The organism is Methylobacterium sp. NEAU K, assembly GCF_030700285.1.
Classification (GTDB): Bacteria; Pseudomonadota; Alphaproteobacteria; order Rhizobiales; family Beijerinckiaceae; genus Methylobacterium.
The window spans coordinates 88,637-109,271 of sequence record NZ_JAUYZJ010000003.1; the positions used below are offsets into that span (position 1 = coordinate 88,637).

Here is a 20,635-nt window from a genome sequence, read left to right on the forward strand (position 1 = left end):
CGCGACGGAATCCCGCGGAGACGACATTGTCCTTGGACCTCCCAGATTCACCCATCGGACGCCGCCGCAGCCCTCCGGGCCTCGCGCTGCAGACCGCGCTTCCTGCACGCGCCGACATCGTCGTGGTGGGGGCCGGGCTGATCGGCCTGTCGATCGCGTGGCGGCTGGCGCGCGCGGGCCGCGCGGTGGTCGTCATCGAGCGGGCGACGATCGGGGCCGGCGCGAGCCTGGCCGCCACCGGCATGCTGGCGCCGGCCGCCGAGCACGAGCCCGGCTCGGACCCGCTGCTGCCGCTCGCTCTCGAATCGCTCCGACAATGGCCGGGCTTTCGCGACGCGCTGGAGGCGGAATCGGGCCTCTCGATCGACTACCGGCCGGACGGGACCCTGGTCCTGGCGATCGGCCGCGACGAGGTCGAGCGCCTGCGCTTTCGATACGACCTGCAGCGTCGCTCCGGCCTCGACGCCGCGTGGTTGCCGGGGAGCGAGGTGCGGCGGCTGGAGCCCGGCCTGCGCCCGTCCGTCACGGCCGGCGTCCATTGCCCGCTGGATCATCAGGTGGATCCGCGCCTCGTCATGGCCGCGCTGGCCGAGGCCTGCCGGCGCGCAGGCGTGACCCTGGTGGAGGGCACCCCCGTGACCGGGCTCGACTGGTCGGGCGGCAGGGTTACGGGCATTGGAGCCGAGGGCCGGACCGTCGTGGCCGACACGGTGGTTCTGGCTACGGGCGCCTGGAGCGGGGAGGGTGGCCTGCTCCCGGATGCGCTCGCCCTGCCGGTGCGTCCGCTCAAGGGCCAGGCGCTGGCGCTGCGCACCACCGTCCGGACCGGCACGCTCAACCGGATGGTCTGGACCGAGCAGGTCCACATGGCCCCGAAGAGCGACGGTCAGCTGATCGTCGGCGCCACCGTGGAGGATTGCGGCTTCCGGCCGGGGGTCACGGCCGGCGGCCTCTATGCGCTGCTGGAGGGCGCGCGGCGGGTGCTGCCGGGCATCGAGGAGATGGAGGTGGAGGCCGTCTGGAGCGGCTACCGCCCGACCTCGGACGACGACGCGCCGATCATCGACGAACTCGCGCCGGGCCTCGTCGCCGCCACCGGCCATCACCGCAACGGCTATCTGCTCGCCCCCGTCACCGCCGAGGCGGTCGCCGAACTGGTGACGTGCGGCGCCCTGCCGGAGGTCGCCCGACCCTTCACCCGGGCGCGCTTCGAGCGCCCGGAGGCCCGGAGGGCCTCGGCATGAAGCTTATGGTCAACGGCGAGCCGCGCGAGCGCGCGGTCGAGACTGTCGAAGCCCTGTTCCGCGTCGAGGCGGAGGAGAGCGGCATCGAGAGCCCGCAGGGGGTCGCCATCGCGTTGAACGGCCGCGTGCTGCGCCGCCGGGACTGGGAGCGGACGCCGGTGGCCGAGGGCGACCGTATCGAGATCGTCCGCGCCATGCAGGGAGGTTGAGCATGGACCACAGTGTCACGCCGCAGCATGCCGGGCCCGCGGAGGACAGCCTCACCATCGCCGGAGTGAGTCTGTCGTCGCGGCTGTTCATTGGCACTGCGGGCTATCCGACTCAGGCGATCATGCGCGATGCCGTCCAGGCGTCCGGCGCCGAGGTGGTGACCGCCTCGATCCGCCGAGTCTCGCTCCAGGGCCACGGCTCGGACACGGTGCGGATCCTCGCGGGCAAGCGCTTCCTGCCGAACACCGCGGGCTGCGAGACCGCCCGCGACGCGATCATGACGGCCGAACTCGCCCGCGAAGCCCTCGACACGCCCTGGATCAAGGTCGAGGTGATCGGCGACCGCGAGACCCTCTACCCGGACGTCTCCGAGCTGATCGAGGCCTGCCGCCATCTCGTGGACGAGGGCTTCGTGGTCCTGCCCTATTGCAACGACGATCCGGTGGTGTGCCGGCGCCTCGAGGATATCGGTTGTGCCGCGATCATGCCGATGGGCTCGCTGATCGGATCGGGCATGGGCGTGGCCAACCCCGCCAATATCGAGCTGATCTGCCGCCGAGCCGGCGTACCGGTGATCGTGGATGCCGGGATCGGCACGGCGTCCGACGCCGTGATCGCCATGGAGCTGGGCGCGGCCGCCTGCCTGATCAACACGGCCGTCGCCAAGGCCGACGATCCCGTACGGATGGCACGTGCGATGCGGCATGCCGTCGAGGCCGGGCGCGACGCACATCTCGCCGGACGCATCCCGCGACGCGGCCGGGCCGACCCGTCGAGCCCGCAGCTCGGGCTGGTCGGCTCGTGAGCACGCTGCCGTCACGCCTGCTGGCGGTGACGGACCGGCACGGGCATCCGCGGCCTCTGGCAGAGACCGTGCAAGCGATCCTCGATGGCGGGGGGCGGTGGGTCTGGTTTCGCGACCGTGACATGGAGCCAGAGGCGCGGTGGCAACTCGCGACGGCGATCGCCGACCGGGTCCACGCGGCGGGCGGGACCCTCGCGGTCGGGGGCGACGTTGCCCTCGCCCTTGCTCTCGGGGCCGGCGGCGTGCATCTCGGCGGCGGCACTGGGCCCGAGGCGATCGTGGCGGCACGCACGACGCTCGGGCCGGGAGCGCTGATCGGCGTCTCGATCCACGCGCCGCACGAGGCCGACGGGGCCGCGGAGGCCGGCGCCGACTACGTGACGTTGAGCCCCGTCTATCCAACCGACAGCAAGCCCGGCTATGGCCCGGCCCTCGGCCCTGAGAGCATAGCGGCGGCTCGGCGCGCCGGCCTGCCCGTGGTCGCGCTCGGCGGTATCACGCCGGACCGGACACCCGCCTGCCGGGATGCGGGTGCAGCCTCCGTCGCGGTGATGGGCCGACTGATGCGCGCCGCCGATCCGGCCGCCGCCGCCAGCGCCCTCCTCGGCGCCTGGGACATTGCCGAGATCGAGCGCTCGGGAAACCCCTGAGGACAACCGATTACTTGGTCGTCAGCGGATGGCCGACCGGGAGCAGCACGAATCGATCGACATGCCCCGCGCCACCGATACCCGGGAGGGCAGCCGGACGCCTATTTGGCCGCGGCCGGTCCGTAGGGCGGCCGGGGGATCGCCCGGTGAGCGGCCCGGAGAGCGGCCGACCAGCGCTCGCGCAGGTCGTGGAAATAGCCCTCGCCGGCTTCGATCCGGTGGTTCACTTCGAGGTCGAGGGCATTGCGGCGCACGAGCGCGATGTCGATCGGCAGGCCGACGCCGAGATTCGACCGCATGGTCGAATCCATCGAGACGAGGCTCACCTTCAGGGCGTCGTAGAGCTCGGTCTCGAACTTCACCGCCCGGTCGAGGATCGGCTTGCCGTACTTGTGCTCGCCGATCTGCAAGAACGGCGCGTCGGTGCTGCACTCGATGAAGTTGCCGGCTGAATAGATCAGGTACAGGCGCATGGTGTCGCCGCCGATCTGGCCGCCGAACAGGAGCGAGATCGAGAACCGGATGTTGGCCGCCTCGAACCCGTCCTTCTCGATCGCCCGCACCTGCCGGATGGCGCGGCCCACCAGCTGCGCCGCCTGGAACATCGTCGGCGCCTCGATGAGCTTCTGGGCCAGCTCTCCCTCCTCGCCCGGCACCCCCTCTTCGAGCATGCTCAGCACCGACTGGGTGATCGACAGGTTGCCCGCCGACGCCAGCATCATCACGCGCTCGCCCGGCACGTTGAAGTGGTGCAGCTTGCGGTAGGTCGAGATGTCGTCGAGCCCCGCATTGGTTCGGGTGTCGGCGACCATCACGAGCCCATCCTCGACGAGGACACCGACACAGTAGGTCATGGGTTTTCGGCTCTCGCGGGTCGCCCCCGGCCTTCGTACAGCCGGGGATCGGTCTCGGGAATCAGGATTGCACGGCGGCCCTGCCTTGCTCGACCCGGAGCTTCACGTCCAGTGTCTCGGTCCCGCCTCCGGTGCGACTGCCACGGATCGGTGCCGCACCCAGATAGTCGAGGCCGGTGGCGACGCGGATGTAGCCCTCCGACGGGGCGTCCTCGTAGCACGGGTCGAACGCCACCCAGCCCAGGTCCGGCACCAGGGCCTCGGCCCAGCCGTGCGGGGCCTCCACATCCGCCTCGCCATCGTCGCGCGCGCGATAGCCCGCCACGTAACGGGCTGGGATGTCGAGATGGCGAGCGGCGGCTATGAAAACGTGGGTCAGATCTTGGCAGATCCCCTTACCAGCGGCGAACGCCTGCCCGGCGGGCACGCCGTTGGCGGCCGGGCCCGGCTCGTAGACCACCGCCCGGGGAACGGTGCCGAGCAGGCGGTGGAGGATCGCGAGCGGCGCGGGCTCGCCGTCCTTCGCCACGGCCTCGGCGAAAGCGTGCAGTTCGGGACTCGCCGCACAGAGGTCCGTCTCGCGGAGGTAGAATTCATCCGGCAGGCGCTCAACCGTGCCGCGAACAATTCCATGGGTGTGCTCGGTATCGACCTCACCGGTGACCCGAATGGTCAGCGCGTCCGCGGGTTCGTCCGGCGTGAACCAATGGACGATGTTGCCGAACCCGTCCTCGCGCGCGGTGAGGCGCCCGTCGATCGAGGTGTCGATACGCCAAGTCCGGACATATTGCCCGTCGTGGTCCCGCGGCGTCAGCCGCATGACCTGGACGAGGCCGCGGGCCGGCTGCTCATAGGTGTAGATTGTCTCGTGGACCACGCGGATGCGCATGCGCCGTGCCTGCCCGTCTTCGTCAGCCGACCAGATATTGCTTGGCGATGGCCTCGCCAACCTTGTTGTTCTCGGCGATGAACGCTTCGACGAACTCGTGCAATCCGGAGGCGAACACGCGGTCGATATCCTCGCTCTCCAGCTTGGCCAGCATGTTCCCGGCCAGGCGCTGGCTCGGGCCCCGGCGGCCATAGGCGTCGGCGATCAGGTCGAGATACTCGACGATCACGCCGTAGCAGTTGGCGAAGGAGCGGGGCATCTGCTTGTTGAGCATCAGGAGATCCGCCACCAGCAGCGGTTTCACGCTCTCGCGGTAGACCCAATGGTAGGCGTTGAAGGCGGAGACCTCGCGCAGGATCGTCGTCCACTGGAAGTAGTCCAGGCTGCCACCCACCGTCTCGTCGTGGGGCAGCAGGATCTGGTACTTCACATCCAGGATGCGGGCCGTGTTGTCGGCGCGCTCGATCGCCGTGCCGAGCCGGGTGAACCAGAAGGCGTCGTTGCGCAGCATCGTGCGGAAGGCCGAACCGTCGAAGGTCAGCGAGACGGTCTTCACCCATTCGAGGAAACGGCCGAACTCGTCGCGGCTCAGCTCCTTGCCGGCGTAGTTGCGCAGCTCGAGCCAAGCGCCATTGATCGCGTCCCACATCTCCGTGGTGAGCGCGGTGCGGACCGAGCGCGCGTTTTCTCGGGCCGCCTCGATGCAGCAGCGGATCGAGGATGGGTTGTGCGGGCTGAACGCCAGGAAGTCACAGACCGTGTCGGCGTTCACCACACTGTAATGCGGCTTGAACAGCTCCGGATCGCCGGCCGAGGCCAGGGCTGATTCCCATTCGTTGGTCTCGCCGCCGCCGTAGCTCGTCGGCAGCGAGGCCAGGCGATGGGCCGCGTCGAGGATGCGCGCGACGAAGTCGGCGCGCTCCACGTATCGCGAGAGCCAGAAGAGGTTGTCGGCAGTCCTGGAGAGCATTTGTCCTCAGCCAAGTCGTGCGGACCCGGAAGGCCGCGCCGCGGATCGCTCGAACGTCGTAAGCCTCAGGCGTCGAGCACCCAGGTGTCCTTCGTACCACCGCCCTGGCTCGAATTGACCACCAGAGACCCCTCTTTCAGCGCGACCCGGGTGAGCCCGCCGGGCACGATGCGGATCTGATCGGCGCCGTTGAGCACGAACGGCCGCAGGTCGACGTGGCGCGGGGCGACTCCGGAGGCCACGAAGGTCGGGCAGGTCGAGAGCGACAGGGTCGGCTGCGCGATGAAACCGTCTGGTGCGTGCTTGAGCTTCTTGGCGAAATCTTCGATCTCGCGCTTGCTCGCATGCGGCCCGACCAGCATGCCGTAGCCGCCGGAGCCATTGACCTCCTTCACCACCAGCTCGCCGAGGTTGTCCATCACGTAGGCGAAGGCATCCTTCTCGCGGCAGCGATAGGTCGGCACGTTGTGCAGGATCGGCTCCTCGCCGGTGAAGAACTTCACGATCTCCGGCATGTAGCTGTAGACCGCCTTGTCGTCCGAGATGCCGGTCCCGACCGCGTTGGCGAGCGTCACGGAGCCCCGCTCGTAGGCGTTCATCAGGCCAGGCACGCCGAGCACCGAGTCCGGACGGAAGACCAGCGGGTCCAGGAAATCGTCGTCGAGGCGCCGGTAGATCACGTCGACGCGGCGCGGTCCCTCGGTGGTGCGCATGTAGACCACGTCGTCCTTGGTGAAGAGGTCGGAGGCCTCCACCAGCTCGACACCGAGCTTGTCGGCCAGGAACGAGTGCTCATAGAACGCCGAGTTGTAGCGGCCGGGGGTCAGCAGGACCACCGTGGGGTCGCGCGTGGCCGAGACCGGGGCGAGGCTCCGCAGGGTTGCGAGCAGCGCGTCCGGATAGTTCTCCACCGGCGCCACCCGGTGCTTGGAGAACAGGTCCGGGAAGAGCCGCAGCATCACCTCCCGGTTCTCCAGCATGTAGGAGACGCCGGACGGGATGCGGGCGTTGTCCTCAAGGACGAAGAAGTCCTTCTCCCCGGTACGCACGATGTCGATGCCGGCCACATGCACGTAGAGATCGTGCGGGACGCGGAAGGAGCGCATCTCCATCCGGTAATGCGCGTTCCTGTAGACGAGATCCGCCGGGATGATGCCGGCCTTGATGCATTCCTGGGCGCCGTAGACGTCCTTCAGGAACAGGTTGATCGCGGTGACGCGCTGCTTGAGCCCGCGCTCCAGGAAATCCCATTCAGGCTTGGTGATCACACGCGGGATGATGTCGAATGGGATCAGGCGCTCGGTGGATTCGTTGTCGCCGTAGACCGCGAAGGTGATGCCGATCCGGCGGAACAGCAGCTCCGCCTGGCTCCGGCGGGTGTTGAAGTGCTCGGGCGGCGTGGTCTCCAGCCAGGTCTTCAGCTTGCCGTAGGCGTCGCGGACGGCAGCCGGGTCGGTGGCGCCGTTGCCGAGCCCGTTCATCTCGTCGAAGGCCGTCAAAGCCATTCCGCTTCTCCCTAACGCTCCCGCTCTTGAGGCAAGAGACGCGCCACGCCTCCAGGGCTATACGCGCGCTCGACAACGCTCAAGTCGCCTGGAGGATCAGATGAGTTTCATGCCTTTTAGGCTGGCATGACCGTTTCGACCTAGGATCACGTGGTCGTGCACGACGATCTTCAGCGGCGCCAGGACCTCCACGATCGCGCGGGTCATCGCCACGTCGGCCGCCGAGGGAGTCGGGTCACCCGAGGGGTGGTTGTGGGCCAGGATGATCGCAGTCGCCGAGAGTTCGAGGGCGCGGCAGGCGACCTCCCGGGGATAGACTGGCGTATGGTCGACAGTGCCGCGGCCCTGCACCTCGTCGGCGATGAGGTGGTTGCGCTTGTCGAGGAACAGGACGCGGAACTCCTCGCGCGGCGCGAACGCCATGGTGGCGCGCAGATACTCGCTGAGCGCGCTCCATGAGTTCAGAAGCTCGCGCTCGCGGATTGCGCCCCGGACGAGACGGCGGCCCGCCGCCTCGATCACCTTGAGGTCGGAGACGACGCCGGCGCTCACGCCCTCCACTTCCATAAGGCGCGCCGGCTCGGCGCTCACGACCTCGGCAAAGCTGCCGAATCTGCGGACGAGTGCCTTGGCCAGCGGCTTCACGTCCCGCCGGGGGATGGCCCGGAACAGGACCAGCTCGAGCAGTTCGTAATCGGGCAGCGCCTCGCCGCCCGACATCGCAAACTTCTCCCGGAGCCGTTCGCGATGGCCATGATAGTGCGGCGGATCCTTCGGAGCCGGAGCGGCCCCGGCGCTGTCGGCGAACGACCCCGTCTCTCCGTCATCCGGGAGCGGCGTCACGGCCGATCAGGCGGCCGGGTTCACGGGCTGGTGCAGCCCCTTCGGCGAGATCGTGAAGATCTCGACGCCGGTCTCGGTGACCGCAACGGTGTGCTCGAACTGAGCGGAGAGCGAGCGGTCGCGGGTCACCGCCGTCCAGCCGTCGGCCAGCACCTTCACCGCCGGGCGTCCTAGGTTGATCATCGGCTCGATGGTGAAGAACTGGCCGGGCTTGAGCGGCACGTCGTAGCTCGCCTCGACGTAGTGCAGGATCGTGGGCGCGTCGTGGTACGTGCGACCCAACCCGTGGCCGCAGAAATCGCGCACCACCGAGCAGCGCTCGCTCTCGGCATAGGTCTGGATCGCCCGACCGATATCGTTGGTCGAGCCGCCGGGCCTCACCGCCGCGACGCCGCGCATCAGCGCCTCGTAGGTGATCTCGCACAGGCGCTGCGCCTTGCGGGGAACCTCGCCGACATAGGCCATCCTGCTCGAATCGCCGTGCCAGCCATCGAGAATCAGGCAGACGTCGAGATTGACGATGTCGCCCTCGCGCAGGGGCTTGTCGTTCGGGATACCGTGGCAGACCACGTGGTTGATCGAGGTGCAGATCGACTTCGGATAGCCGCGGTAGAGCAGCGACGCCGGATAGGCGCCGTGGTCCATGGCAAACGTGTAGGCGAGGCGGTCGAGTTCCTCCGTGGTGACGCCGGGCTGCGTCGCCTCCATCAGAACGTCCAGGGCCTCGGCTGTGAGGCGGCCGGCCCGGCGCATGCCTTCGAAGCCCTCCGGGCCGTAGATCGGCGGCTCCGGGGCGCGGCGCGCGCCTTGCGCGCTGGCCTGTTCCTGTTGCATCGGCGGGACTTTTTGCGGCGTCGTAAATCGGGTGCCCGCTCTATGTACGGTGCGGGGCGCGGCAGGCCAAGCGGCGCGCGGGCCGGAGTCGGATCTGGCCGGTCGGGTGAGGCTTGCGCCGGCCGCGGGGCTGGCGGCATAAGCGGCCGCGAGGCGCCCGGGAACGCCGGGCAGATTCGCCCTGCGGTCGGATGCGGGGCAGGCGAGGGCCGTATGGCAGGCAAGGCGGTACCGCACTTCCACAACGAGCCGGGCGTGCCGGTGATCACGGTCGGCGTGAAGGAATTCATGTGCATCGGCGCGCTGCCGCCGTTCGACCACCCGCACGTGTTCCTCGACATGGGCGCCGAGACCGAGATCATCTGCCAGTACTGCTCGACGCTGTATCGCTACCGTGCCGGCCTCAAGGCCGACGAGGCGGATCCGCAGGCCTGCGTCTGGCACGACGCCGCCCCGGCCGCGGCGGAGTAGCGCGTCCGCCCTTGCCCTCCGACAGTCGACCTCCTTTGGATATCGGAATCGTCGGAGCCGGGATCGGCGGCCTCACGGCCGCTCTGGCGCTGTCGGATGCCGGTCACGCCGTCACGGTGATCGAGCGCCGGACCGGCTTCAGCGAGGTCGGTGCCGGGATCCAGATCTCGCCGAACGCGAGCCGTGTGCTCGCCGGTCTCGGCCTCTCGGCCGCCCTGCGCCGGGCCGCGAGCGAGCCGCCGGCCGTCGACGTGCGCGCGCTCGACAGCGGCCGCCGCATCGGCGGTGTGACCCTCGGCGCACAGGCGCAGCAGCGCTTCGGCGCGCCCTATTATGTGATCCACCGCGCCGACCTGCAGACCCTACTACTCGACGCGCTGCGCAGTCGCCCGGCCATCCGCCTGATGATGGGTCGTGCCGTCACCGGCCTTGCCGAGAGAGAGACGGGCATCGTCCTGACGGCCGAGAGCGGCAGCGGTGCGCAGAATTCGAATTTCGACCTCGTGGTCGGCGCCGACGGGCTGCATTCGCGTCTGCGCGCCCATCTCGATGCGGCGCCGCTCAGGCCGGGCCGCGCCGCCGCTTGGCGGGCGCTCGTGCCCAGCGAGGCGGTGCCGGAGGCGCTGCGCGGCCCGGCGACGGGCCTCTGGCTCGGGCGAGGCAGGCACGTGGTGCATTATCCTGTGCGGGGTGGCCGCGCCCTCAACGTCGTGGCGGTGGTACCCGAGGCGGTGGGCGACGAGGATTGGGGCCGGCTCGGAGAGCCCGCTGTCCTGCGAGCCCATTTCCGCGGCTGCGCCGGGCCGCTGCGCGATCTCCTGGGTCTGCCCGATTCCTGGCTGGTCTGGTCGCTGGCCGACCGGGCCGTGGCCCGCCCGCTCGCCCGCGGCCGGGTCGCGCTGATCGGGGACGCCGCGCACCCGGTCCTGCCCTACCTCGCCCAGGGCGCCGCCCTGGCGATCGAGGATGCCGCCGCTCTCACAGGCGCCCTCGCCGACCACGCGAACGTGCCCGCGGCGCTCGCCACCTTCGCGGAGAGCCGGACGGCCCGGGTGCGGCGCGTGCAGAAGTCCGCCCGCGCCAATGGCCGGACCTATCATGCCGGACGCCTCGTCGGCTTCGCCCGCAACGCCGTGATGGCCCGCCTCGGCCCCGAGGGCATGCGCGACCGCTACGCGTGGCTCTACGGCTGGACGCCTCCGGCTTGATCGCGCAGGGCTGCGCGGGTACCGAAGGCCGCGGGCGGACGTGGCGGAACCGGTAGACGCACGAGACTTAAAATCTTGCGGCCGCAAGGCCGTGCGGGTTCGAGTCCCGCCGTCCGCACCAGCCCAGCACCAACCGTGGCGCCCGCTGACCGCTCCGGCCTCTGCGGCGATCGAAGCGCCGGAAAGGCCGCGATCGCTCGAATGCGAGCGAAACCCGAAACCTCTGCTTCCCGTCTTCCGTGGCAGCGTCCGTGACGGGAGATGCCACGATGATCGACGCCCTACAGACCGCGACCGCCGGCATGACCCGGGCGACCGACCGGCTGGGGACGGCCGCCCGGACCATCGCCGCCAGTGGCGCCCGGGTCGGCGACACCGCCCTGCCGCCGGCTGCGCAAGTCGACCTGTCCAGCGCCGCCGCGGACCTGATCGGGTCGCAGACGTCCTTCGCGCTGAATGCCGCCGTGGCGCGCACCGCCGACCGCATGACCGGTAAGCTCCTCGACATCAGCGCTTGAGAAACAGACCCTATTCCGCGCGCACCGAATCGGCCGCTCCGATCGCGGGGACAGCGAGCCATGTCAGGATCGCAGCTGCCGCGAACAGCAGCGTGACGCCGATCAGGCGATAGGCCACGACCCCCACAAGCCCGCCGACGAGGAACGCCCCCACCGTCTGCAGATGAAGCCGCAGCTTCTGGGGATCGTGGGGCTTCAGTCCGCCGGGATCGCGCGCGCCATCGTCCAGCCAGCGCGCAAGCTCGATGCCGATGTCCGTGATCATGCCGGTGACGTGCGTGGTCCGGACGCGGGCGACCGAGATCTTCGTCACCGCTGCGTTCTGAAGCCCGAGGGCGAAGCTCAGGCCGAGCACGAGGGCTTGCCCCCGGGCCGGCTCCTGTAGCGGCAGCGCGACGAGCCCGATGACGGCGAGGAGGGCTGGCTCGGTGCAGACGCTGTATGCGTAGGCCCCTTGGCGGGCGCGGCGGCGGCCACGGCGTATCAGCAGGGTCGAGGACGCGGATCCCAGGACGAACAGGAGGACGAGCAGCAGAGCCTGCGCGGCCAGGGCGAGATCGCCCGTTCCGATCCGGTCGGAGATCGCCGAGACGTTGCCGGTCATGTTCGAGGCATAGAGGCCGGCGGCATAGAACCCTGCGGTGTTCAGCGCGCCGGCCACTGCCGCCAGGGACAGCGCAAGGTTTCGGTCGGCCTTGGGAGTGCGGGTCTCGCCGTCGTGAACAAGCATGGGATCGTCGATGGTCGGTGTCAGGATCGCCGTCAGGCCGCCCGTGCCAGATCGCCCTCGATCGCGGCAAGCGCCCGCTCCAGCGCCGCGAAGCAGAACGGGTCGAAGGCCGTGTCGAGGTCGGCGCGCATGATGCCCAGCGCCTTCGGCAGCGGCATCGCCGCCCGGTATGGCCGGTCCGCGGTGAGCGCGTCGAACACGTCCGCGACCGAGACGATCCGGGTCTCCAGGGCGATCTCCTCCGCCTTGAGCCCTCTCGGATAGCCCCGGCCGTCGAGGCGCTCGTGATGGGCGCCGCCGATCCGTGCCAAGTCCCGGAAGGCCGGTACGCGGGTCAGGATCGTCTCCGAAAGGAGCGCATGGGCGCGCATGTCCCGCCACTCGTCGTCATCGAGCTTGCCGGCCTTGTCGAGGATCGCGTTCGAGACGCCGAGCTTGCCGATGTCGTGCAGGAGCGCGGCCCGCCGGAGCCAGCGCCGGCGCTGCCCGTCGAGGCCGAGCTCGGCGGCCACCATGTCGGCATAGACGGCGACGCGCTCGGAATGACCGGAGGTGAAGGGGCTCTTGGCGTCGATCACCTGGGCGAAAGCCCGGGCGATGTCGTCCAGATAGTCCTCGTCGACCACGATGAGGCTCTGCGCCGGCTCTAGCGCCGAGACCGCCGCCTCGACGTCCCCGGAGCCGAGCGTTTCCCAGAAGTGCGGCGCAGCCGTGGCGCGGACGAAGCACGCGACGACATGCGGGTCGAACCACGTGCCGGAGCGGCTGCGGATCTCCGCAAGGGCCGCAGCGGGGCCGGCAGCGGTGTGGAATACGTCCGCCACCTGCGCCAACAGGGCGATGCGGGCGTAGAGCGGGATCTCCGGCCCGGCGCGATGATCCGGGCGTCCCTTGCCGTTCCAGTGCTCGTCCAGCCCGTGGATCGCCGCGCATACGGCGGCCGGAAAGCGCAGGCGCGCGGCGATCTCGGCGCCGCGCTGGCAGCGGGTCTGGATCAGGTCGTCGACGATCGTGCCGCCGTTCTGGAGGATGTTGAGCACGGCCCGGAAACGTTCGGCCAAGCCGGCCTTGAGTCCAGTATGCGAGAACACGAAGCCAAGCACCTTCGGCAGGCTGTCGCTGACAGTTTTAAAGTCGCGTTTGAAGCCGATGTCGTCGGACAGGTAGAGGGCGCAGATCCGAGCCGCGTTGCTGGAGCAGCCCAGGTCCTTCAGCATGATCGTGTAGTAGAGCTCCCACAGCTCACGGGTCGGGAGGCCAAGCGCGCGTCCGACATGCATCCCGATGAAGGTCGCGCGCACGCAGTGGCCCGCCGGCTGTCCCTCCGTGAGATCGAGGGCATGGCTCAGAGCCGCCAGGATGTCGGAAAGGCGAAGATCGTTCGAAGCGCCGCGGTCGACTTCGCAAAGTACCAGAGACATCCGTCCGCGATCCCGTCACAACCTACGGGACATTAGCGCGCTAGGAATGAACACGCCGTTGCGCGCGGTGACGCCCGCGTCGAAGAACGGCTCGCGTCCCCGTACAGGCGCGCGAGCCGGTCACGCTCACCAGTCGCGGCGGCCGCCGTAGCCGTGGTCGTAGCCCCAATCGTCATGCCACGCCCGGCGGGCGTAGCCGTAGCCGTAGCCGACCGGCACCCGATCGTAGGTGACGACCCGCCGGGTGGCGTAGACCGGGCCGTCGTCCTCAAAGGCGCGATAGACGGGGGCCGGCCGCACCACCACCGGCGCGGGCGCGTAGCCATAATCGGCATAGCCGTAGGCGGGCGCCGCGTGGGCCTGAGCCGCGGCCCCGAGCAGGGCGCCGGCCGCAAAGCCGCCGATGAGGCCTGCCGCGATGGCGCCGCCGCCGCGCGCCTCGGCGGCCGAGGAGGCCAGGGTGCCCGCGCCGACCAGCGCGGCGGCCGAGAGCAGAGCGATGCGTTTCATGACCTGTCTCCGAATGAAGCGCGGGGTCGCCGCGGCGCCCCGGATCACGGGAGACAACATCCCACAGCCGCGCTGCACGGCACCTGAAGCGCGTCTGCAGCGCTCGTTCAGCTCGCGCGGTCGTCTTCCGTACCGGGCGCCTCCCGGACATAGCCGCGCGAGATGAGACGGCTGCGCTCGCGGGTGCGCCGTTCGGCATCCATCAGGTCCGACAGGGCATCGGCGACTGCGCAACGGAGCGCGATGCCGGCGTCGCCGCCGGCGAAGCCGAGATAGGCAGCACTGATCGCCTCCACGGGGCAGGCGTGATCCTCTCGGGTGGCAATCGCCTGGGTCAGCATCAAGGTCTCCTTCGTTGCGCCCTGGAACGAAAAGAGAACAAGCCATAATGGTTAACGTTTGGTCAACGCCCCCGCGGGCACGCCCTCACGAACCGCCCAACCCTGTGGATAACGAGGATCGGGCTGCGCGCAGGCTGTGGATAGCGCGGTTCACTCGGGCATTCGGGGCAGCCGCTGTCCATCCGCGGGAATCGGATAGCGCGCCGCGTTCAGCTCCATAGCCAGCAGGGTGTAGTAGCCGGAGATCGCCGCCAGATCGACGATCCCGCTCTTGCCGAAACGCGCTTCGGCGCGGGCGAAGGTCGCGTCCGAGACGCGCTTGGACTCCTGCAACTCGGTCGTGAAATCGTAGACGATCGTCTCGTCCTCGCTCATCTGCGCGGGCCGGCGCCCGTCGCGGATCGCCGCGATGATCGCGGGGGCGATCCCCGTCTTCTCGGCGATGGGAGCGTGGACGTACCACTCGTAATCCTGCGTCCAGCGGCGGGCGGTGAGCAGGATCACCAGCTCCGAGAGCGTAGTGCCGATCTTCGGCTTGAACCGCAGGTAGTCACCCATCGACCGGGCGAGGGTCATCACCTCGGGCGAGTGCATCAGCGGCTCGAACGGGCCGAACGGCGGCTTGCCGCGGGCCTGCGTGAACGCGTCCGCCGCCTGCTTCTGCTCGGGGGTGTAGTCCTGGGGCGGAATGGTCGGCAGGCGGTCCTGCGCGATCGCGGCGGCCGGCAGGGCAGCCAGCACTGCGACGATCACGGCGCGGCAAACTCTCATCGTTTCACTCCCAGGTTGTTGGGATCACGATCGCGGCTGCGCGCCCCGAGAGCCAGGGCCTCGGGTACCAGATCGGTATCGATCGCGGGCGAGCGTCACCATTCAGCCCGGGTGGTTGCGCCCGGCGCCCGGCCGGGCCATCAGCGGATGCGATGTCCGCCCCTTCCATCGCGCTTCCGATCGAGGCGGCGCTTCCCGACCTGCGCCGCGCTCTCGCCACCCGGAACGCTGCCGTGCTGGTGGCGCCCCCCGGTGCCGGCAAGACCACGCGGGTGCCCCTCGACCTGCTGGAGGCGGCTTGGCTCGAAGGGCGCAAGATCATCCTGCTGGAGCCGCGCCGCCTCGCGGCCCGGGCCGCCGCCGCCCGCATGGCGCAGACGCTCGGCGAGCCGGTCGGCGGCCTGGTCGGCCTGCGCGTGCGGCTCGGCTCGAAGGTTTCGGCGCGCACGCGCATCGAGGTGGTGACCGAAGGGGTCTTCACGCGCATGATCCTCGAAGAGCCCGAACTCTCGGGTGTCGGCGCGGTCCTGTTCGACGAGTTCCACGAACGCTCCCTCGATGCCGATCTCGGCCTCGCCCTGGCCCTCGACGCGCAGGGCGGCTTGCGCGAGGATCTGCGTCTTCTGGTCATGTCGGCGACCCTCGACGGCGCCCGCGTCGCGCGGATGATGGGCGATGCGCCGGTCGTCGCGTCCGAGGGCCGGGCCTTCCCGGTGGAGACCCGCTATCTCGAGCGCGACCCGAACCGGCGGATCGAGGAGGCGGTGGCCGACGTCACGCTGCGCGCCCTGCGGGCGGATCCGGGGTCGGTGCTGGTGTTCCTGCCGGGACAGGCCGAGATTCGCAGGACGCACGACCTCCTGGCCGAGAAGGTCGGCCCGGAGGTGCAGCTCGCCCCGCTCTACGGTGCGCTCACTCCGGCCGAGCAGGACCGTGCCGTCGCCCCGGCCCCGCCCGGCACCCGCAAAGTCGTGCTCGCCACGAGCATCGCCGAGACCTCGCTGACCATCGAGGGCGTCCGGATCGTGGTCGATTCGGGGCTGTCGCGGGTGCCGGTCTACGAGCCCGGCCTCGGTCTGACCCGGCTGGTGACCGCCAGGGCCTCCCGCGCCTCGGTCGACCAGCGCCGGGGGCGCGCGGGCCGGACCGAGCCCGGCCTGTGCTGGCGGCTGTGGTCGGAGGCCGGCACCAACGCCCTTGAGCCGTTCACCCGCCCGGAGATCCTGTCGACCGACCTGGCCGGGCTGCTTCTCGACTGCGCGGCCTGGGGTGTGCCAGACCCGGGAACGCTCGCCTTCCTGGACTTGCCACCGGCCCCCGCGCTCGCGGAGGCCCGCACGATGCTCGCTGCCCTGGGGGCGCTCGATGCCGACGGGCGCTTGACCGAGACCGGCCTGCGCCTGCGCGCTCTGCCGCTGCCCCCGCGGCTCGCCCGGATGGTGACGGTCGCGGCCGGGACCGGCCAAGCCGGCGCGGCCGCGGACCTCGCGGCGGTCCTGGTGGAGCGCGGCCTCGGGGGTGACGGCATCGACCTTGATGAGCGTGCCGCGCGCTTCCGCCGGGACCGGGGCGGCCGGGCCATGGACATGCGCCGCCTCGCGCAGAACTGGGCGCGGATCGCGGGGGGCGGACAGGAAGCCGGGCCCGCCGCAGCCGGCCCGCTGCTGGCGCTCGCCTATCCGGACCGGGTCGCCCGGGCCCGGGGCCGCGAGGGCGAGTTCGTGATGGCGAACGGCCGGGCCGGGCGCCTCGACCCGGCGAGCCCGCTCGCCCGCGAGAGCTACCTGGTGATCGCCGATCTCGTGGGCGCAGCCGGGAACGCCCGCATTCTGGCGGCGGCCGCCATCGACGCCGAGGCGATCGAGCGGCTGTTCGCGGATCGGATCGAGGCCCGCACCGAAGTCACCTTCGATCCGCAGGCCGCAGCCCTGCGCGCCCGAGCAGTCCGCCGGCTCGGGTCGGTCAATCTCGGAGAGCGGCCGCTGCCGGTCCCGGCCGATCCGGCGAGCGCTGAGATCCTGGTCCGCGGCATCATTGGGCTCGGCATCGACCGACTGCCCTGGACGCCCGCGCTGTCGCAATGGCGTGCCCGGGTGCGGTTCCTGCACGCCGCCGAGGGCGATGCTTGGCCGGACCTCACGGACGCTGCCCTCGCCGACATCGCGGTGGCGTGGCTCGCGCCCACCATCCAGGGCCGCACCTCGCTGGCGGCCGTCACCGCCGACGACCTCGCCCGGGCCTTGCAGGACTCGCTGCCCTGGCAACTCCGCACCCGGCTCGACGCGCAGGCGCCGACCCATGTCGAGGTTCCCACGGGCTCGCGCATCCCGGTGGATTACGATGCAGACGAGCCGGTCCTGTCCGTGCGCGTGCAGGAACTCTTCGGGCTCGACCGGCATCCGACCGCCGGGGGCCGTCCGCTCGTCCTGCACCTGCTCTCGCCGGCTCAGCGCCCGATCCAGATCACCCGCGATCTGCCGGGCTTCTGGCGCGGTTCCTGGGCAGCCGTGCGGGCGGAGATGCGGGGGCGCTACCCCCGGCACCCCTGGCCGGAGGACCCGCTCGCCGAGGCGCCGACGCGGCGGGTCAAGCCGCGCGGGACCTGAGACTCCGCCGGATTTGAAGCACCCCACAACCGACCGCAACCGCATCGGCAATAGGGACGGAACGTGATGACGACCGACACGAAGGCCTTCGATCCCGCGGCAGAGGGCTGGGCGCCGGTGGAGGACAGTGGCTTCATCGCCCATGTCGGACCGCTGTATATTCGCGCCGCGGACGGCGCCTACGCGTTTCGAGCGGAACAGAAGCACGCCAACTTGATCGGCGTGGTCCATGGCGGCATGGTCATGAGTTTCGCCGACCGCGCCCTCGGCCAGACCGCGATGCGCGCCGCCGATGGGGCCAATTGCGTCACGATCCAACTGGAGATGAAGTTCATCGACGTCGGCCGCCTCGGCGACTGGATCGCGATATGCCCGCAGGTGGTCAAGCGCACCGGGTCCATGGTCTTCATGCGCGGCGATGTCCGGGACGGGGAACGCCTCGTGGCGTCGGCAGACGGCGTCTGGAAGATCTTGAGACGACGACCCGGTTGATCGCGCAGCGTCACGCGACATATTGCCCCAAAAACGTCCCTCCGCCGGGGGAAGAAGCCTTCGAGTAAGGGGGAGAGACAATGCTGCAGCGGCAGGACGATGCGCCGCCGGTCGAGGCCTTCGCCGGGTCAGCACCCCTATCGCGCCGCGCGATCCTCGCAGGGGCGGGCGCCGTCCTGGCGACGTCCACCAGGGCATTCGGGCAGCACGAACCGCCGAGCACGGTGACGAAGCCGCCGCGCGACTTCCGGCCCGGGGCTGCGCCGACAACCTACTTCACGGATCCCGACGTGATCTCCGTCGATCCGGCCTTCGGATCCTACGTGGTTCCCAACAGCGCAATCTGCCGCCTCTGGACGGGCGGCCTCTGGACGGAGGGACCCGCCTGGAACGGCGTCGGCCGGTACCTCGTCTGGAGCGACATCCCGAATGACCGCCAGATGCGATGGCTGGAGGAGGATGGCCACGTCGGCATCTTCCGTGTGCGCAGCAACAATGCGAACGGCAACAGCTTCGATCGGCAGGGGCGCCAGCTCTCCTGCGAGCATGTCACCCGGCGCGTGGTGCGTTACGAACTCGACGGCTCCGCGACGGTCCTGGCCGATCGTTTCGACGGCACGCCGTTCAATTCACCCAACGATATCGTCCAGCATGCGGACGGATCGTACTGGTTCACCGATCCCGCCTACGGCGGGTTCCTGTACGAGGGTATGCCGGACGAAGCCGGTGGCCCGTCGAACGCGCAGGGACGCCTCGACCCACGGCTCGGACAACCGGCCGGCTTCCCGACCGCGCGGCGCGTGTTGCCCAACGCGGTCTATCGCATCGACCCGACCGGCCGGATCGACCGGGTGCTCACCGAGGATCAGCTGCCGGACCCGAACGGCCTGTGCTTCTCGCCCGACCACAAGACGCTCTACGTCTCGTCCACCGGCAAGGGCCCGGGCGATACCGGCCCCGGCGGCAAGGGGGAGATCTACGCCTTTGACGTCGAAAACGGGCGCTCGCTCGCGAACAAGCGCCTGTTCTCGGATTGCATGGTGGACGATGTGAAGTGCGGGCCGGACGGCATGCGGGCTGATGTCGACGGCAACCTCTGGGCGGCAAGCAACGCGGGCCGGACCGTCGGCTATAGCGGCGTCACGGTCTGGTCGCCGGAAGGTCAGCTCATCGGGCGGATCCGCCTGCCTGAGGTCTGCGCCAATCTCACCTTCGGCGGCCCGAAGCGGAACCGCCTGTTCATGACCGCCAGCCAGTCGCTCTACGCGGTCTACGTGAACACGCAGGGCGCCGGGCCGGCATAAGGCCATTCCCGATCGCGGTGCCGTCGGACCCGGCCCAGGATCCTCGATCTCCTGCGCGTCTCTGCAGTGGGCCGGGCGCACGTCGGGGCGGGTCGTTCCGGCCTCTACCCGATTCGGAGCGCGGGCGACAACGGAGGCTCAAGCGGCGCTCCGGCCGTGGCTGCCGGCACCGCAGGGCGCTATCTATGGCGCATGAGCGAGGATCCCGCCCCCGACCCGACCTTGAGCCGCCTCGGCGCGGCCCTGGGCGACTTGCCGAAACGCGGGCTCCCGCCGGTGGAGCGCTGGAATCCACCGTATTGCGGACCCATCGACATCCGTATCGCCGCGGACGGCACATGGCACCATAACGGATCTCCGATCCGGCGGGAGAAGATGGTCAAGCTGTTCGCTTCCATCCTTCGACATGAGCCGGACGGGCGCACCGTGCTCGTCACGCCCGTTGAGAGTGTCGGCATTACGGTCGACGACGCGGCCTTCGTCGCCGTGGAGATGGCCGTTGACGGTACCGGGGAGGGGCGCAGGATCTCTTTCCGGACCAATGTCGACGATCTCGTGAGCGTCGATTCCGAGCACGCGCTGCGCTTCGAGAAGGGCGCGGACGGTGCGTTGAAGCCCTATCTCCACGTCCGCCGAAGTCTCTGGGCGCTCGTGACCCGCGCGCTCACCTACGATCTCGTCGAACTGGCCGAGGAACGGACCGTCGCAGGGCGGCGCTGGCTCGGACTATGGGCCGGAGGCACGTTCCACACCATCGCGCCGGCCGAAGCCGCGTGAGCGACCCGCTCGCCGATTTCCTCGCCCGCGCCGCGTCCAGCCTGTCGCCGGACCCGCCGGGCCCGGACGATCCGACCTCGAACCCACGCGGCGACCACAGCCTCGACCCCGATGGCGCGGAACTGATCCCGCAGCCCCCGCACCGGCAGGCCGCGGTACTCGTGCCGGTGCTGTTCCGCGCGGACGGCCCCACCCTGGTGCTGACGCAGCGCGCCGCCAACCTGCGCGACCATTCCGGGCAGGTCGCGCTGCCGGGCGGCAAGATCGATCCGTCCGATCCCGGACCCGCGGACGCCGCTTTGCGGGAGGCCCACGAAGAGATCGGGCTTCCTCCGGCGGCCGTGCGCCTCCTCGGCTATCTCGACCCCTACCTGTCCGGGACCGGTTTCCTGGTCACGCCAGTGATCGGCCTGGTCGCGTCCGAGGCCACCTTCAGGCCTAATCCCACCGAGGTGGCGGACGTGTTCGAGGTGCCGCTCTCAGTGCTGATGGACCGGGATCGCTACCTCCTGCGCTCGCGGGCATGGCAGGGGCGCACCCGCTGGTTCTACGCTTTGACCTTCGGCGAGCGCCTGATCTGGGGTGTCACCGCCGGAATCCTGAACAACCTACGGGAGCGGCTCTACCCGGATGCGGAGCCCGATTCGGTGAACGCCCGCCGCTCGGTGGTTTGAGGATACGG

23 protein-coding genes and 1 tRNA gene are annotated in these 20,635 nt (G+C 70.1%); 13 read left to right on the top strand and 11 right to left on the bottom strand.

Going from position 1 to position 20,635, the window contains the following annotated elements; genetic code table 11:
* Positions 1-26: 26 nt before the first annotated feature.
* From thiO to Q8W67_RS03620, 4 genes are read left to right on the top strand one after another with little or no spacing between them, the layout of a single operon-like run.
* Complete coding sequence (gene thiO, locus Q8W67_RS03605; RefSeq protein ID WP_370693805.1) at positions 27-1,244, top strand: glycine oxidase ThiO; 1,218 nt, start codon at positions 27-29, stop codon at positions 1,242-1,244.
* Positions 1,241-1,453, top strand: a complete 213-nt coding sequence (gene thiS, locus Q8W67_RS03610) for a sulfur carrier protein ThiS (protein ID WP_305540845.1) — start codon at positions 1,241-1,243, stop codon at positions 1,451-1,453. The genes thiO and thiS overlap by 4 nt, the downstream gene beginning before the upstream one ends.
* 2 nt (positions 1,454-1,455) lie before the next feature.
* On the top strand, positions 1,456-2,259 hold the full coding sequence (locus Q8W67_RS03615) for a thiazole synthase (RefSeq protein ID WP_305540848.1): 804 nt from the start codon (positions 1,456-1,458) through the stop codon (positions 2,257-2,259).
* Positions 2,256-2,909, top strand: coding sequence for a thiamine phosphate synthase (locus tag Q8W67_RS03620; RefSeq protein ID WP_305540851.1), 654 nt, complete (start codon positions 2,256-2,258; stop codon positions 2,907-2,909). Before Q8W67_RS03615 ends, Q8W67_RS03620 begins: the two co-directional genes overlap by 4 nt.
* 101 nt (positions 2,910-3,010) lie before the next feature.
* Here the strand turns inward: Q8W67_RS03620 and Q8W67_RS03625 are convergent, their stop codons facing one another.
* The 6 genes from Q8W67_RS03625 to map form a co-directional block, all read right to left on the bottom strand.
* Positions 3,011-3,763, bottom strand: a complete 753-nt coding sequence (locus Q8W67_RS03625) for a peptidase (protein ID WP_305540854.1) — start codon at positions 3,761-3,763, stop codon at positions 3,011-3,013.
* Between the two features lie 61 nt (positions 3,764-3,824).
* Positions 3,825-4,652 carry a transglutaminase family protein gene (locus tag Q8W67_RS03630; RefSeq protein ID WP_305540857.1) on the bottom strand — a complete coding sequence of 276 codons (828 nt, stop codon included), beginning with the start codon at positions 4,650-4,652 and terminating at the stop codon, positions 3,825-3,827.
* A 22-nt stretch (positions 4,653-4,674) separates the two neighbouring features.
* A complete protein-coding gene (locus Q8W67_RS03635; protein WP_305540860.1) occupies positions 4,675-5,622 on the bottom strand; it encodes an alpha-E domain-containing protein in 948 nt (315 codons plus the stop codon).
* Between the two features lie 65 nt (positions 5,623-5,687).
* Positions 5,688-7,127 (bottom strand): circularly permuted type 2 ATP-grasp protein, encoded by a 1,440-nt coding sequence (locus Q8W67_RS03640; protein ID WP_305540863.1) that lies wholly within the window; start codon positions 7,125-7,127, stop codon positions 5,688-5,690.
* A gap of 96 nt (positions 7,128-7,223) precedes the next feature.
* Positions 7,224-7,970 carry a DNA repair protein RadC gene (radC, locus tag Q8W67_RS03645; protein ID WP_305540866.1) on the bottom strand — a complete coding sequence of 249 codons (747 nt, stop codon included), beginning with the start codon at positions 7,968-7,970 and terminating at the stop codon, positions 7,224-7,226.
* Positions 7,971-7,976: 6 nt separating this feature from the next.
* Positions 7,977-8,804, bottom strand: a complete 828-nt coding sequence (gene map / locus Q8W67_RS03650; protein WP_305540869.1) for a type I methionyl aminopeptidase — start codon at positions 8,802-8,804, stop codon at positions 7,977-7,979.
* Positions 8,805-9,017: 213 nt separating this feature from the next.
* Between map and Q8W67_RS03655 the strand changes: the two genes are divergently transcribed.
* From Q8W67_RS03655 to Q8W67_RS03670, 4 genes are all read left to right on the top strand, one after another.
* On the top strand, positions 9,018-9,275 hold the full coding sequence (locus Q8W67_RS03655) for a zinc-finger domain-containing protein (protein ID WP_305540873.1): 258 nt from the start codon (positions 9,018-9,020) through the stop codon (positions 9,273-9,275).
* A gap of 11 nt (positions 9,276-9,286) precedes the next feature.
* Positions 9,287-10,483 carry an FAD-dependent monooxygenase gene (locus Q8W67_RS03660; protein ID WP_305540876.1) on the top strand — a complete coding sequence of 399 codons (1,197 nt, stop codon included), beginning with the start codon at positions 9,287-9,289 and terminating at the stop codon, positions 10,481-10,483.
* A 34-nt stretch (positions 10,484-10,517) separates the two neighbouring features.
* Positions 10,518-10,604, top strand: a tRNA-Leu gene (locus Q8W67_RS03665).
* 148 nt (positions 10,605-10,752) lie between these two features.
* On the top strand, positions 10,753-11,001 hold the full coding sequence (locus tag Q8W67_RS03670; RefSeq protein WP_305540879.1) for a flagellar basal body rod C-terminal domain-containing protein: 249 nt from the start codon (positions 10,753-10,755) through the stop codon (positions 10,999-11,001).
* Between the two features lie 10 nt (positions 11,002-11,011).
* On the opposite strand, the gene Q8W67_RS03675 is transcribed toward Q8W67_RS03670, so the two are convergent.
* The 5 genes from Q8W67_RS03675 to Q8W67_RS03695 form a co-directional block, all read right to left on the bottom strand.
* Entirely contained in the window at positions 11,012-11,731 is a 720-nt protein-coding gene (locus Q8W67_RS03675) for a YoaK family protein (protein WP_305540882.1), read from the bottom strand.
* A 32-nt stretch (positions 11,732-11,763) separates the two neighbouring features.
* Complete coding sequence (locus Q8W67_RS03680) at positions 11,764-13,152, bottom strand: HD-GYP domain-containing protein (RefSeq protein ID WP_305540885.1); 1,389 nt, start codon at positions 13,150-13,152, stop codon at positions 11,764-11,766.
* A gap of 126 nt (positions 13,153-13,278) precedes the next feature.
* Positions 13,279-13,662, bottom strand: coding sequence for a hypothetical protein (locus Q8W67_RS03685; protein WP_305540888.1), 384 nt, complete (start codon positions 13,660-13,662; stop codon positions 13,279-13,281).
* A gap of 107 nt (positions 13,663-13,769) precedes the next feature.
* On the bottom strand, positions 13,770-14,003 hold the full coding sequence (locus Q8W67_RS03690) for a hypothetical protein (protein ID WP_305540891.1): 234 nt from the start codon (positions 14,001-14,003) through the stop codon (positions 13,770-13,772).
* 150 nt (positions 14,004-14,153) lie between these two features.
* On the bottom strand, positions 14,154-14,774 hold the full coding sequence (locus Q8W67_RS03695; RefSeq protein ID WP_305540895.1) for a carboxymuconolactone decarboxylase family protein: 621 nt from the start codon (positions 14,772-14,774) through the stop codon (positions 14,154-14,156).
* Positions 14,775-14,926: 152 nt separating this feature from the next.
* Here Q8W67_RS03695 and hrpB point away from each other — a divergent pair, with 152 nt between their 5' ends.
* The 5 genes from hrpB to Q8W67_RS03720 all read left to right on the top strand — a co-directional run bounded on the left by hrpB (position 14,927) and on the right by Q8W67_RS03720 (position 20,627).
* Entirely contained in the window at positions 14,927-17,380 is a 2,454-nt protein-coding gene (hrpB, locus tag Q8W67_RS03700; RefSeq protein ID WP_305540898.1) for an ATP-dependent helicase HrpB, read from the top strand.
* Positions 17,381-17,446: 66 nt separating this feature from the next.
* The gene (locus Q8W67_RS03705; RefSeq protein ID WP_305540901.1) at positions 17,447-17,872 is read left to right on the top strand and encodes a PaaI family thioesterase; all 426 of its coding nucleotides are present in this window, start codon (positions 17,447-17,449) and stop codon (positions 17,870-17,872) included.
* Positions 17,873-17,952: 80 nt separating this feature from the next.
* On the top strand, positions 17,953-19,176 hold the full coding sequence (locus Q8W67_RS03710; RefSeq protein ID WP_305540904.1) for an SMP-30/gluconolactonase/LRE family protein: 1,224 nt from the start codon (positions 17,953-17,955) through the stop codon (positions 19,174-19,176).
* Between the two features lie 192 nt (positions 19,177-19,368).
* On the top strand, positions 19,369-19,953 hold the full coding sequence (locus Q8W67_RS03715) for a DUF1285 domain-containing protein (protein ID WP_305540908.1): 585 nt from the start codon (positions 19,369-19,371) through the stop codon (positions 19,951-19,953).
* Entirely contained in the window at positions 19,950-20,627 is a 678-nt protein-coding gene (locus Q8W67_RS03720) for a CoA pyrophosphatase (protein ID WP_305540911.1), read from the top strand. The genes Q8W67_RS03715 and Q8W67_RS03720 overlap by 4 nt, the downstream gene beginning before the upstream one ends.
* Positions 20,628-20,635: the final 8 nt, after the last annotated feature.

Coding starts and splice junctions, on each gene's coding strand:
- hrpB (WP_305540898.1), top strand. CDS start 14,927: ATGTCCGCCCCTTCCATCGCGCTTCCGATCGAGGCGGCGCTTCCCGAC.
- Q8W67_RS03640 (WP_305540863.1), bottom strand. CDS start 7,127: ATGGCTTTGACGGCCTTCGACGAGATGAACGGGCTCGGCAACGGCGCC.
- Q8W67_RS03635 (WP_305540860.1), bottom strand. CDS start 5,622: ATGCTCTCCAGGACTGCCGACAACCTCTTCTGGCTCTCGCGATACGTG.
- Q8W67_RS03630 (WP_305540857.1), bottom strand. CDS start 4,652: ATGCGCATCCGCGTGGTCCACGAGACAATCTACACCTATGAGCAGCCG.
- Q8W67_RS03710 (WP_305540904.1), top strand. CDS start 17,953: ATGCTGCAGCGGCAGGACGATGCGCCGCCGGTCGAGGCCTTCGCCGGG.
- Q8W67_RS03690 (WP_305540891.1), bottom strand. CDS start 14,003: ATGCTGACCCAGGCGATTGCCACCCGAGAGGATCACGCCTGCCCCGTG.
- thiS (WP_305540845.1), top strand. CDS start 1,241: ATGAAGCTTATGGTCAACGGCGAGCCGCGCGAGCGCGCGGTCGAGACT.
- map (WP_305540869.1), bottom strand. CDS start 8,804: ATGCAACAGGAACAGGCCAGCGCGCAAGGCGCGCGCCGCGCCCCGGAG.
- Q8W67_RS03670 (WP_305540879.1), top strand. CDS start 10,753: ATGATCGACGCCCTACAGACCGCGACCGCCGGCATGACCCGGGCGACC.
- Q8W67_RS03685 (WP_305540888.1), bottom strand. CDS start 13,662: ATGAAACGCATCGCTCTGCTCTCGGCCGCCGCGCTGGTCGGCGCGGGC.
- Q8W67_RS03615 (WP_305540848.1), top strand. CDS start 1,456: ATGGACCACAGTGTCACGCCGCAGCATGCCGGGCCCGCGGAGGACAGC.
- Q8W67_RS03680 (WP_305540885.1), bottom strand. CDS start 13,152: ATGTCTCTGGTACTTTGCGAAGTCGACCGCGGCGCTTCGAACGATCTT.
- Q8W67_RS03695 (WP_305540895.1), bottom strand. CDS start 14,774: ATGAGAGTTTGCCGCGCCGTGATCGTCGCAGTGCTGGCTGCCCTGCCG.
- Q8W67_RS03655 (WP_305540873.1), top strand. CDS start 9,018: ATGGCAGGCAAGGCGGTACCGCACTTCCACAACGAGCCGGGCGTGCCG.
- Q8W67_RS03675 (WP_305540882.1), bottom strand. CDS start 11,731: ATGCTTGTTCACGACGGCGAGACCCGCACTCCCAAGGCCGACCGAAAC.
- Q8W67_RS03625 (WP_305540854.1), bottom strand. CDS start 3,763: ATGACCTACTGTGTCGGTGTCCTCGTCGAGGATGGGCTCGTGATGGTC.
- Q8W67_RS03715 (WP_305540908.1), top strand. CDS start 19,369: ATGAGCGAGGATCCCGCCCCCGACCCGACCTTGAGCCGCCTCGGCGCG.
- Q8W67_RS03705 (WP_305540901.1), top strand. CDS start 17,447: ATGACGACCGACACGAAGGCCTTCGATCCCGCGGCAGAGGGCTGGGCG.